12 protein-coding genes are annotated in these 11,162 nt (G+C 65.8%); 3 read left to right on the top strand and 9 right to left on the bottom strand.

Annotated elements, in window-relative coordinates; all coding sequences use genetic code 11:
• The 3 genes from EBS11_RS24450 to EBS11_RS24440 form a co-directional block, all read right to left on the bottom strand.
• The coding region (locus EBS11_RS24450; protein WP_290607368.1) for a glutathione S-transferase N-terminal domain-containing protein at positions 1-210 on the bottom strand (210 nt) is incomplete at its 3' end.
• 11 nt (positions 211-221) lie between these two features.
• Complete coding sequence (locus tag EBS11_RS24445; RefSeq protein ID WP_290607367.1) at positions 222-1,250, bottom strand: fumarylacetoacetate hydrolase family protein; 1,029 nt, start codon at positions 1,248-1,250, stop codon at positions 222-224.
• Between the two features lie 57 nt (positions 1,251-1,307).
• Positions 1,308-1,841, bottom strand: coding sequence for a VOC family protein (locus EBS11_RS24440; protein WP_290607365.1), 534 nt, complete (start codon positions 1,839-1,841; stop codon positions 1,308-1,310).
• Between the two features lie 118 nt (positions 1,842-1,959).
• Here EBS11_RS24440 and EBS11_RS24435 point away from each other — a divergent pair, with 118 nt between their 5' ends.
• From EBS11_RS24435 to EBS11_RS24425, 3 genes are all read left to right on the top strand, one after another.
• Entirely contained in the window at positions 1,960-2,925 is a 966-nt protein-coding gene (locus EBS11_RS24435) for a LysR family transcriptional regulator (RefSeq protein ID WP_290607363.1), read from the top strand.
• Between the two features lie 61 nt (positions 2,926-2,986).
• Complete coding sequence (locus EBS11_RS24430) at positions 2,987-3,589, top strand: gamma-glutamylcyclotransferase (RefSeq protein ID WP_290607372.1); 603 nt, start codon at positions 2,987-2,989, stop codon at positions 3,587-3,589.
• Between the two features lie 203 nt (positions 3,590-3,792).
• Positions 3,793-4,692 carry a LysR family transcriptional regulator gene (locus tag EBS11_RS24425; RefSeq protein WP_290607361.1) on the top strand — a complete coding sequence of 300 codons (900 nt, stop codon included), beginning with the start codon at positions 3,793-3,795 and terminating at the stop codon, positions 4,690-4,692.
• On the opposite strand, the gene EBS11_RS24420 is transcribed toward EBS11_RS24425, so the two are convergent.
• The 6 genes from EBS11_RS24420 to tssA all read right to left on the bottom strand — a co-directional run bounded on the left by EBS11_RS24420 (position 4,689) and on the right by tssA (position 11,158).
• Positions 4,689-5,831, bottom strand: coding sequence for a PA0069 family radical SAM protein (locus tag EBS11_RS24420; protein ID WP_290607370.1), 1,143 nt, complete (start codon positions 5,829-5,831; stop codon positions 4,689-4,691). The two genes, EBS11_RS24425 and EBS11_RS24420, sit on opposite strands and share 4 nt — an antisense overlap.
• A gap of 128 nt (positions 5,832-5,959) precedes the next feature.
• Positions 5,960-6,631 carry a tRNA-uridine aminocarboxypropyltransferase gene (locus EBS11_RS24415; protein WP_290607359.1) on the bottom strand — a complete coding sequence of 224 codons (672 nt, stop codon included), beginning with the start codon at positions 6,629-6,631 and terminating at the stop codon, positions 5,960-5,962.
• Between the two features lie 83 nt (positions 6,632-6,714).
• Positions 6,715-8,490 (bottom strand): methyl-accepting chemotaxis protein, encoded by a 1,776-nt coding sequence (locus EBS11_RS24410; RefSeq protein WP_290607357.1) that lies wholly within the window; start codon positions 8,488-8,490, stop codon positions 6,715-6,717.
• A gap of 261 nt (positions 8,491-8,751) precedes the next feature.
• Positions 8,752-9,267 (bottom strand): lipocalin family protein, encoded by a 516-nt coding sequence (locus tag EBS11_RS24405; RefSeq protein ID WP_290607355.1) that lies wholly within the window; start codon positions 9,265-9,267, stop codon positions 8,752-8,754.
• Between the two features lie 19 nt (positions 9,268-9,286).
• Entirely contained in the window at positions 9,287-10,096 is an 810-nt protein-coding gene (locus tag EBS11_RS24400) for a transporter substrate-binding domain-containing protein (protein WP_290607353.1), read from the bottom strand.
• 33 nt (positions 10,097-10,129) lie between these two features.
• The gene (gene tssA, locus EBS11_RS24395; protein WP_290607351.1) at positions 10,130-11,158 is read right to left on the bottom strand and encodes a type VI secretion system protein TssA; all 1,029 of its coding nucleotides are present in this window, start codon (positions 11,156-11,158) and stop codon (positions 10,130-10,132) included.
• Between the last annotated feature and the right edge of the window lie 4 nt (positions 11,159-11,162).

The following is an 11,162-nucleotide window of genomic DNA, read 5'->3' as shown; positions in this document are numbered from 1 at the left end:
GATGGCCAGCGACTGCGTCAGGATGGTGCCGTCATCGTCCAACGCCGGCACCAGCGCCGAGGGATTGACGGCGCGGTAGGCCGGCAGCAGCTGCTGGCCGCCGTCCTGCAGCAGGTGCACGGGGACGCTGTCGTAGGCGATGCCCTTCAGATTGAGGGCGATGCGCACGCGGTAGGCGGCCGAACTGCGGAAATAGGTGTACAGCTTCATGGGCGGCCTCCTCAGGCGCGCGTGGCGCCGGCGTACGGGGCCACCGTCTGCTCGATGCTGCCGAAGATGCTGGCGCCGGCCGCATCGCGCATCTCGATGCGCACCGTGTCGCCGAACTTCAGGTAAGCCGTTTTCGGCGCGCCGTGTTCGATGGTCTCATACATGCGCACTTCGGCCAGGCAGCAATAGCCCACGCCGCCGTTGCCGATGCTGGAACCGAACAGGTTGCCCTGCTTGTTCGACACGGTGCCCGAACCGATGATGCTGCCGGCGCCCAGTTCGCGCGTCTTCGCCGCATGGGCGACGAGCTGGGCAAAGTTGAAGGTCATGTCCTCGCCCGCGTTCGGCTTGCCGAAGGGCTGGTCGTTCAGGTCCACCAGCAGCGGCAGGTGCAGCTTGCTGTCCGCCCAGGCCGCGCCCAGTTCATCGGGCGTGACGGCGACAGGGGAGAACGCGCTGGCCGCCTTCGACTGGAAGAAGCCGAAGCCCTTCGCCAGTTCGCCCGGGATCAGGTTGCGCAGCGAGACGTCGTTGACGAGCATGACCAGGCGGATGGATGCCGCCGCGTCGGCCACGCCGGCGCCCATGGCGACGTCGCCCGTGATCACCGCCACTTCCGCCTCCAGGTCGATGCCCCACTCTTCCGACAGGGCGAAGATGGGGTCGCGCGGGCCGATGAAGCTGTCCGAGCCGCCCTGGTACATCAGCGGGTCCGTGTAGAACGAGGCCGGCACTTCCGCGTTGCGCGCCTTGCGCACCAGCTCCACGTGGTTGATGTAGGCGGAACCGTCGGCCCACTGGTAGGCGCGCGGCAGCGGCGAGTGGCACAGCGCAGCGTCAAATGGCTGCGCGTCGGGCGCCTTGCCGCCGTTCAGGTCCGCGTACGCCTGCTCCAGCTTTGGCGCCACGGCGTCCCAGTTGTCGAGCGCCGCCTGCAGGGTAGGCGCGATGGCGGCCACGCGCTGGTACTGGCGCAGGTCGCGGCTGACGAGGATCAAGGCGCCGTCGCGGCTGCCGTTTTTCAGGGTTGCGAGTTTCATGGTGTTCCTTGTTCGGTGTATGGTTAGTGTCGGTCTGCAGTATTCAAGCTACTGCGTTCAGGCCTCGGCCGGCGCGTGCATCCAGGCGGCGTGCTTGGGCGCGCGGCGCGTCTGCGACCATTCTTCCAGCATTTCCCATTTGACGGCGTCCAGCTTGGCCATCATCTCGGGCGTGCCCACGTTGGCCGCCAGCTCCAGGCGGTGGCCGTTCGGGTCGAAGAAATAGATCGACTGGAAGATGGCGTGGTTGACGGGGCCGAGCACCTCGATGCCGCCGGCCACCAGGCGCTCCTTGGCGGCCAGCAGTTCCTCCATGCTGGCCACTTCCAGCGCCAGGTGCTGCACCCAGGCGGGGGTGTTGCGGTCGCGGTCCATGGGCGGCTGCGTCGGCAGTTCAAAGAAGGCCAGCACATTGCCCTGGCCCGCGTCGAGGAAGACGTGCATGTACGGGTCCGGCGCCTTGGTCGACGGCACCAGGTCTTCGGCGATGGCGAGGACGAAATTCATGTTCAAATGCTTGACGTACCACTCGACGGTCTGCTTCGCGTCGATGCAGCGGTAGGCAACGTGGTGGATCTGCTTGATTTTCATGCGGTCTGTCTCCGATGGATGGCGCCCTGGGCGCGATGTTTTTCAGCTTTTCACCATTAGAATCCAGTTACAGCTATCATACAAACAATATTTAACCATCGATTTATCGGATTATCTTATGAGTCCCAGCCTGCGCCAGATGCGCGCCTTCGTCGCGCTGGCCAAGACCGGCAGCTTTACCCTGGCCGCCGAATACCTGCACGTGACGCAATCGGCCTTGAGCGGCTTGATCAAGGAGCTGGAAAGCGTGCTGGGGGTGCGCGTGGTCGAGCGCAGCACGCGCAAGACGCAGCTGTCGGAAATCGGCCGCGAACTGTATCCGCTGTTCGAGAAGATGATCGAGGACCTGGACGGCGCCATGGCCGGCATCGCCCAGCGCAAGGCCCTGAAAACGGGCATGGTGCGCATCGCCGCGCCGCAGATGATGGCTTGCACCCTGCTGCCGGAAGTGATCGCCGCCTACCGCCAGGCGCACCCGGAGGTGCAGCTGCGCCTCGTCGACTGCCCCGTGGAAAACGTGTCGGCGCGCGTGTTCAGCGGCGAAGTCGATTTCGGCATCGGCCCCGAGCGCGACCCGACGGCGGAAATCGCCGCGCAGGTGCTGTTCGAGATGCCCTTCGTGCTGGTCTTCCCCGAGCAGCACCCGCTGCAGCAGCAGGAGCGCGTCACCTGGGCCGACGTAGCCAACTATCCGTTCATCTCGCTGCAGGGCCAGTTCACGGAACGCCTGCTGCGCGACATGCACGGCAGCTTCCGCGACCTGTCGCTCAATCCCTACAATGAAGTGACGTTCATGACGACGGCGCTGGCCATGGTCAGCGCCAACCTGGGCATCACGGCCTGCCTGCCGTACGCGGAACCGATGGTCAAGCTGTATCGACTGCAGATGCGCACCCTGCACGAGCCGGAGCTGACGCGGCGCTTTTTCGTCTACACGAAGACGGGCCGTTCGCTGTCGCCGGCCGCCGAGAGCTTCATGGCCTTCCTGTTCAAGTACGTCGAGACGCACGAATGGAACGTGGGGACGAACGCCGGCGCACGCGAGGCCCTGCCGGCAGGCGGCCCGGCTGGCAGCGCCTTATAATGGCGCATCGCCCCTTTCCTCCTGCGCCATGACCCAGCCTGCCCCGCCCGACCTGTCCGCCATCGACGCCGCCACCATCGCCATCAACCAACGCATGACCACATTCGACGGCCATGCTCAGGTGTGGCTGTTCGGCTACGGCTCGCTGATCTACAAGGCTGACTTTCCCTACATCGAACGCCGCCCCGCCAGCATCGAAGGCTGGACGCGGCGCTTCTGGCAGGGTTCGCACGACCACCGCGGCACGCCCATGGCGCCGGGCCGGGTCGCCACCCTCGTGCCGCAGGCGGGCGCCGTGTGCGACGGCATGGCTTACCTGATCACGCCCGAAGTCTTCGCCCACCTGGACCACCGCGAAAAGAACGGCTACCTGCGCCTGGCCACCGAGATCACCTTCGAAGACGGCAGCAAGACCGAGGGCCTGGTGTACATCGCCAACGAGGAAAACGCCGCCTTCCTCGGCGCCGCATCGGAACTCGACATCGCGCGCCAGATCGCCCGCTCAAACGGCCCCAGCGGCCCGAACAGCGACTACCTGCTGCACCTGGCCAGCGCCCTGCGCGAACTGGGCAAGAGCGACCCGCACGTCTTTGCCATCGAGCAACATTTGGCACAGATCAAGGAAACCACGGCGGGCGGCACCGACGAGCACGCCCACGGCTAGCGGCCACGGCGGCACTGGGGCGGGCTGTGGCAGCGGGCGCATCTTCCGCCAAGCCCGCCCTGCCCCGCCGCGCGCCGGGGAGCAGTTGACGGCACGCGGATGCACCGCGATGCCAGCTTGCCCGCCTGATCGTACGACCGCTGGAACGACTGCATGACCGACCGCTTGAACGACAGTTGCGACGCCACGAAGGGAATTGACGCATGGACCTGAACAACCTGCCTGCCTTCATCGCCGTGATGCGCGAGCGCAGCTTTACGCGCGCGGCCGCGCAGCTGGGCGTGTCGCAGTCTACCCTCAGCCATACCATCCGCAAGATGGAGGAAAGCCTGGGCATGCGCCTGCTGACGCGCACCACGCGCGGCGTGTCGCCCACCGAGGCGGGCGAGCGCCTGCTGGCCACCATCGGCCCCCACTACGCAGCCATCCAGGCCGAACTGTCGGGCATGCAGGAGCTGCGCGGCCAGCCCGCCGGCACCTTCCGCATCAGCGCGCACGACCATCCGGCCAGCACCATCCTGTGGCCCAGGCTGTCGCCGCTGCTGCCGCGGTATCCGGACCTGAATCTCGAAATCAGCATCAGCTACGGCATGATCGACATCGTCGCCGAGCGCTACGACGCGGGCGTGCGCATCGGCGAGCGGGTGGCGAAAGACATGATCGCCGTGCGCATCGGCCCCGAGCTGCGCATGGTCGTCGCGGGCAGCCCCGCCTATTTCGCCGGACGCGGCAAACCGCGCGCGCCCGCCGACTTGCCGGCCCACAACTGCATCAACCTGCGCCTGCCCACCCATGGCGGCCTGTACGCCTGGGAATTTGCCAGGGATGGCCAGGCGCAGCAGGTCCAGGTACGCGGCCAGCTGGTCTTCAACACCACGCCGCAAATGCTCACGGCCACGCTGGCAGGCCACGGCCTGGCCTACGTGCCGGAAGACGCCATCGCGCGGCACGTGGACGCCGGCGAGCTCGTCACGGTGCTGGAAGACTGGTGCCCCGCCATTCCCGGCTATCACCTGTACTATCCCAGCCGCAGGCAATCCTCGCCCGCGTTCCAGCTGGTGGTCGATACCTTGCGCTATCCCCACGACGGTGATGTAACTTAAAACAGATCGAGCTGCCCCGCATTGCCTCCTTTTGCCTTGTTTCCCAGCGGCGGCACGACGAGCGGCCGGCGGAACTGCGTGCAATCGAGCTGCTTGAAGCGGCCGCCCTTGCCGTGCAGGCCCAGCCGGTGCACGGCTTTCTCGAAGCGCTGACGGATCAGGTCGGCCCATACGCCTTCGCCCCGCATGCGCGTGCCGAACGCGCTGTCGTAATCCTTGCCGCCACGCATTTCGCGCACGCGGTTCATCACGCGCTGGGCCCGTTCCGGGAAATGCGCTTCCAGCCATTGCTGGAACAGGGGACTCACTTCCCACGGCAGGCGCAGCACGACGTAATGGGCGTGGATGGCGCCCGCGTCGCGCACGGCTTCGAGCAGCTGCTCGATTTCCGGCTCCGTCACGAAGGGAATGATGGGCGCGATGCTCACGCCGACGGGAATGCCCGCCTCCGTCAGGGTGCGGATGGTGCGCAGGCGCCGCGCCGGGGCGGCCGCGCGCGGCTCCAGGGTGCGCGCGATGGCGGGGTCCAGGGTGGTGACGGTGACGGCGACGGCGGCCAGGCGCCTGGCGGCCATGGGCGCCAGAATGTCGATGTCGCGCTCGATCAGCGACGATTTCGTGATCAGCGCCACGGGATGGTCGCACTCCTGCAGCACTTCCAGCACGCGCCGCGTCAGCTGCCGCTCGCGCTCGCACGGCTGGTAGGCATCCGTATTCACGCCCAGGGCGATGGGTTCGGGCACATACGAGGACCTGGCCAGTTCGCGCCGCAACAGTTCGGGCGCATTCACCTTGGCATAGATGCGGCTCTCGAAGTCGAGGCCGGGCGACAGGCCCAGGTAGCTGTGGGTGGGGCGGGCAAAGCAGTAGATGCAGCCGTGTTCACAGCCGCGGTACGGGTTCAGGGACACGTTGAACGGCAAATCGGGCGAGGCATTGCGCGTGAGGATGGTGCGCGCCTGCTCGTCGCTGACCTGCGTCTTCCAGGCTGGCGCCTCCCCTTCCCCGGCCGCCTCGTCCAGGCCGCCCACGCTCCAGCCATCATCGAAACCGGCGCGCGCATGCACCTCGTGGCGTCCTTGCAAATTCGACACGGCACCGCGCCCCTTGCGGGCTTTCAACGACTGCGGCGGCAGCATGGCTTGCCCGGCAAAGCTGTCATCGTGCTCTGGAATGATTGCTTTCATGAACGGCCCCATCAACTGTATATACGTACAGTATACTATGCCGCTCCGGGAGCAAGATCAAGGGCTGCCGTGCGCTCAATTCAAGCTTTTTCACCAGGCGGCATGACATAACTCAACTGCTGCGCGACAAAGCCGTCAAAGGCCGTGATCAGGGGAACGAAACGCGGCACGTCCTGCTCCAACTGCATGAGGGCATAGCAGGTCGCTTCCAGGGTCGACAACTGATCGGGCGCGTGCGCCTTGCGGATCAGGTAATGGGAAGCGGGCATATCGCGCAGGGGCAGGCGCGGCAATTGCTGCAGCAGGGGATTTTGATACAGCATCTTGCGGCTCTTGCGCCAGGTGCCATCGAGCACCACAAGCCGCAGTTGCGCGGGATCGAGCAAGATGGCCGGGTCCAGCGCCGGCGGCGGCGCGATGCCCAGCGAACGGTCGCCCGGCGTATCGGGATACAACAGCACATTGTGTTTATCGGCCAGCAGTGCGGCAAGGGTGGCGGGCGCGAACTGCTCGCCCGTCAGCAGGCGGCTGTTGGGCAAGTTCAGGTGCAGCAAGCGGGCGCTGCCTTTGGCGTTGTGTACTTCCAGCGGATGCTGCAGGATCAGCACCTCTACCGCATGGGCAACGGGGGCGATCCAGCGGCAGATGCAGCTGGTGGCGGCACGCAGGCAGACAGGGCAGCGCGCCCGTTTGGCGGGTTCGGCGTGGGGAGGCGATGCGCAGGTGTGGCGGGAGATACGGCGGGTGGTCATGGCGGAGCGTGTTCGCGGCTGTCTTCAAGCCGCGATTGTAGCGCCCGCGCCATGCCAGGGGAACTGCGTGTAAAACTCGTCGCTTAAAACTCTTCCCACTCGTCGGCACCGGACGCCACCGGCGCCTTTGCCGTGCGGGGACGCGCCGCGTCCGCCATTGCCGTCCTGGCGGGTACAGCGACGGCAGGCGCCGGCGCGCGCCGGGTGGCCGATTTTACTGCCGCAGGCGCGGCCACCGGCCTGGCGGCGCCGGAGACACGGGCGGCACTGGCGGTAGTGGCGGTAGTGGCGGCGGCATTGGCGGCAGCATATTGCTGCGTGGCATCGAGCTTGAACAGGCCCACGACGTCGGCCAGTTTGGCGGCCTGTTCCTGCATGGATTCGGCAGCAGCAGCCGCCTCTTCCACGAGGGCCGCGTTTTGCTGCGTCACCTGGTCCATCTGGCCGACGGCCTGGTTGACCTGCTCGATGCCGGCCCGCTGTTCCTCGCTGGCGTCGGTGATCTGGTTCATGATCTGCGTCACATGGCTGATGCTTTGCACGATTTCATCCATGGTGCGGCCCGCCTTGTCCACCAGTTGCGAGCCGGCTTCCACTTTTTCCACGGAATCGTCGATCAAGCCCTTGATTTCCTTGGCCGCCGCGGCCGAGCGCTGCGCCAGGTTGCGCACCTCGGAGGCGACGACGGCAAAGCCCCTGCCCTGCTCGCCTGCCCGGGCCGCTTCGACGGCGGCATTCAGGGCCAGGATATTCGTCTGGAAGGCGATGGCGTCGATGACGCTGATGATGTCGACGATCTTGCGCGAGGAATCGTTGATCGAGCCCATGGTGCTGACCACTTCCGAGACCACCACGCCGCCCTTGCTGGCGATCTGCGAGGCATCGATGGCCAGCTGGTTGGCGCTGCGGGCATTGTCCGCATTGAGTTTCACGGTGGACGTCAGCTCTTCCATGGACGACGCCGTCTCTTCCAGCGAACTGGCCTGCTCTTCCGTGCGCGAAGACAGGTCCAGGTTGCCGGCGGCGATCTGGCTCGATGCCGTGCCGATGGACTCGGTGCCGGCGCGCACCTGGCCGACAATGCTGACCAGCTTGTCGTTCATGTTTTTCAGCGCATGCATCAACTGCCCCGTCTCGTCGCGGCTGTCCACCACGATATGGCTGGTCAGGTCGCCGGCGGAGACCGCTTCAGCCACTTCCACGGCGCGCGTGATGGGACGGGTGATGGAACGCGTGATCCAGTAGGCGCAGGCTATGCCCAGCAGGATGGCGGCCACGCCCAGCGAGATCAGCAGCAAACGGCCGTTTTCGTAGCGCGAGCGGATCTGCGCCGCCGTTTCATCGAGCAATCCGGCTTCCAGCAGCTCCAGCTTTTTCAGCGATGCCAGGTAGATATCGCGCTTGACGGCCATGTCGCCTTCGTACAGGCGCTTGCCCAGTTCCAGGTCGCCCGCGTTCTTGGCCTTGAATACCTCCTTGCGCACCTCGGTGTAGGCTTTGCGCGTGCTCAGCACTTCCTGGTACAGGGCCTGCTCCTGCGCATTCAGCTCGCTCTTGCCGATGTCGTTCTGGATTTCCGTGGCGCGTGCGGACGAGGCCGCCATTTCCGTCTCGAATTGTTTTTGATGGGCGGGGTCGCTGACTTTCCAGGCGGCCGCCGTGCGCGCCGCATTGACTTCGATGACCTTGGTCCATTCGCCGATCAGGCGTTCATTGCGCACCTTCACGTTGACGAGGGCATCCGTTTCCTTGCTGGCACTCTGCATCTGCACGATGCCCACCACGGTCAAGGACAGCAGCAACAGCAAGACTGCGGCAAAACCACCGCCGAGACGCACGCCGATCTTGAGGTTTTTCATAGCAAGATTCCTATCTGAAAGAGCATTGCGCGGCGGCCGCCGGCACGACGACGCTAGCATTCACTATAGCAAGCATTTGTCAGCTGGCAATCACCACGGCGGGACCGCTGGAAGCAGCCGTGTCCGGCCAGAGAGGCGCCGCACATGCACTGCTTTGGTGCTGATTGTGAGTGAATCAGGGTGGCATTGCAAGAATAACATGCGGAAAAGCAACAACCAGAAGGCGCGATGCCGCCACGGACGGGCGGCAGGCAAAAAGAATCAGTTTTGCTTCACATAGATCAATTTGGAAGTATCAAAACCCAGCGCCCTGGCCTTCTCGATCAGGCGCTGCTGCAGCGCCGGTTCCATGGTGGGCGTGCGCGAGAGCAACCACAAGTAGGATTTGTCGGGACCGCTGATGAGGGAATAACTGTAGTCCTGCTGGTCGAGGTCGAAGATGATGTAGGAACCATAGAAGGGACCGAAAAACGACACTTTCAGGTAGCCCACGTCTTTCTTGTCGACAAAATACGCCTTGCCTTCGGCATCCGTCCATTTCGCGTCCGCATCCCTGTAGCCGCGGTTGAGCACTTTCAGGCCGCCGTCCTGGCGCAGGCTGTAGTCGGCCGTCACGTGGCTCAGGCCCCGTTCGAAGGAATGGTCGAGGCGCGCGATCTCGTACCATTTTCCCAGGTATTTGCTGGTGTCAAAATTACTGACAGGCACGATATTATCGGGACGCCCCACGCAGCCGGCCAGCAGCAGCATCGTCAGGAACAGCAGTTTTTTCATCATGGTCTCCAGGGTCAAGGTATCAGGGGAGCAGCGCGCGGTCGACGATGCGGCGGATCTCGCCGCTGTGCTGCATGCGCGCGATGGCGGCATTGAAGCGGGCGATAAAGTCGTCGCGGTAGGGATAGCGGGCCGGCTGCAGCAAGGTGAAGCCCAGGTGGCCCTGCTGGCTGGCCAGCTGCGCCGTTTCGTGCAGCGTCTGCGCCGGCGTGCCCGCCTGCCCGGCGCGGCGGATGCGCTGCCATTCCCACTGCGCCGACAGGCGGTCGCTGACATAGCAATCGATACGCCCGCGCATCAGCTTGAGCAGATTCGTGCGCGTGCCCTTGGCCGCGTCGAGCACGATTTTTTCGGCTTGCAGGGATGCCATCAGCGCCGCATCGCCCAGCAAAAAACCCGCGTTCACGCCGATGTGCAGGCCGGCATAATCGGCCGGCCAGCGCTGCAGCTTGCGCTGCGCCAGCACCTCCTGATTGCAGAACACCACCAGCTGCTCCATCAGCAGCGGCGCGGAATAGCCCACGTACGGCCGTTCGCTGCGCCAGGAATATGGCGGATACAGGGCAAACGCCGCCCCCGTCTGCAGCATCAGCACGCCCCGCTTCCACGGCACGGGACGCAGCTGCACCTGGTACTGCGGCATGTCCCGCACGGCGGCGCGCACGATGTCCGTATAAATGCCTTTCAGCTGGCCATGCTCGACATAGGAATACGGCGGGTAGTCGTCGTCGCCATACAGCAACACGGGCTGTGGCGCGGCAGCACGCGCCGCGGTGCCGGCGGCGGCGACGGACAGGCAGAACGCGGCGGATAAAAGGAGCTGGCTGGACATGCTGGCAGGGTAGCATGGAAGGCGCCGCAAGCATCATCCGTTCGTGCCGCCCATGCCCAGCATCTCGTCGAGCTGCGCCAGGGTGCCCTGGTCCTTGACGACGGCGCGGAGCCACAGGTGCAGGGGCAGCTCGCCCCAGCTGGCCGCCCGCTCGGCCAGGTAGGCGACGGGGCTGTGCGGCTCCGTGCGGCGGAAGAAATCGGCCACCAGGCGCAGCTGCTCCAGCGCCTGCTGGCGCTGCACGATGGCGCCGCCGCTGCCGCCCGCCGGCCCGGTGGCGGCCGGCGTGCCGGCAAGGTCCGCCTCGGGCGCCAGCGGGGCGATGAAGTGGATGGCGTTTTCCAGCGCGTCGCGGGCGGCGCGAAAGCTCGGGCCGTCCGTGCCGAAGCGGGCATCGGCGCTGCGCTCGAGCGCCAGCAGCGACTGCATGCAGTACTGCGCATCGGCCAGCAGGGCATCGGAAAACGCGCGCGTGTTTTTCTGCCGCGCCGCTTCCATCTGCGCCAGCGGCACTGCCTCGTCATGGCGCGACGCGCTCCAGCCCTGCTCCATGCCGTCCTGCGCCTGGCTGGCGGCCGCGCGCTGGCGCGCCGCATCGAAATCCTGCAGCGCGAACTGGCCGTCGGCGCCCGCCGTCAGGGGCATCTCGCGCACCAGCTGCGGCGTGCGCGACAGCAGCCAGTACAGGTTGCCGATGCGCTGTTCATGGTCGCCCTCCTCGGCCAGCGGAAACAGGCCGTCCCAATAGCGGTCGCACAGGCCGGCCAGCAGCGCATAGCCGTCGCCCAGGCCGCGGAAGTGCCGCGTCTTCGCGTGCGCCTCGGCCAGCCAGACGGCCACGCGCAGGTCCTTGCTGTGCGACGCGATCAGCTGTTCGCAGTGCGTCGCCACGAAGGGCCAGTCGGCCTCCTTCAGCGCCGTCACCCACTCGCCCTGGTCCAGGCTGGGATCGTCGTGCTGGCGCGCCCGCGCGATGGCGTCGAGCTCCTGGCTGAAGGTGATGTCGCCGCCGCAGGGGCTGACGGCGCTGACGGGGTGCAGCAACTGCTCCAGATTGAACATGGCA

It is taken from the genome of Janthinobacterium sp. (genome assembly GCF_009923995.1).
Lineage (GTDB): Bacteria > Pseudomonadota > Gammaproteobacteria > Burkholderiales > Burkholderiaceae_D > Janthinobacterium.
The sequence above is the reverse complement of the archived record's forward strand: the minus strand, read 5'-3'. Positions and strand labels throughout refer to the sequence as shown.

Coding starts and splice junctions, on each gene's coding strand:
- EBS11_RS24445 (WP_290607367.1), bottom strand. CDS start 1,250: ATGAAACTCGCAACCCTGAAAAACGGCAGCCGCGACGGCGCCTTGATC.
- EBS11_RS24440 (WP_290607365.1), bottom strand. CDS start 1,841: ATGAAAATCAAGCAGATCCACCACGTTGCCTACCGCTGCATCGACGCG.
- EBS11_RS24435 (WP_290607363.1), top strand. CDS start 1,960: ATGAGTCCCAGCCTGCGCCAGATGCGCGCCTTCGTCGCGCTGGCCAAG.
- EBS11_RS24425 (WP_290607361.1), top strand. CDS start 3,793: ATGGACCTGAACAACCTGCCTGCCTTCATCGCCGTGATGCGCGAGCGC.
- EBS11_RS24420 (WP_290607370.1), bottom strand. CDS start 5,831: ATGCTGCCGCCGCAGTCGTTGAAAGCCCGCAAGGGGCGCGGTGCCGTG.
- EBS11_RS24415 (WP_290607359.1), bottom strand. CDS start 6,631: ATGACCACCCGCCGTATCTCCCGCCACACCTGCGCATCGCCTCCCCAC.
- EBS11_RS24410 (WP_290607357.1), bottom strand. CDS start 8,490: ATGAAAAACCTCAAGATCGGCGTGCGTCTCGGCGGTGGTTTTGCCGCA.
- EBS11_RS24405 (WP_290607355.1), bottom strand. CDS start 9,267: ATGATGAAAAAACTGCTGTTCCTGACGATGCTGCTGCTGGCCGGCTGC.
- EBS11_RS24400 (WP_290607353.1), bottom strand. CDS start 10,096: ATGTCCAGCCAGCTCCTTTTATCCGCCGCGTTCTGCCTGTCCGTCGCC.
- tssA (WP_290607351.1), bottom strand. CDS start 11,158: ATGTTCAATCTGGAGCAGTTGCTGCACCCCGTCAGCGCCGTCAGCCCC.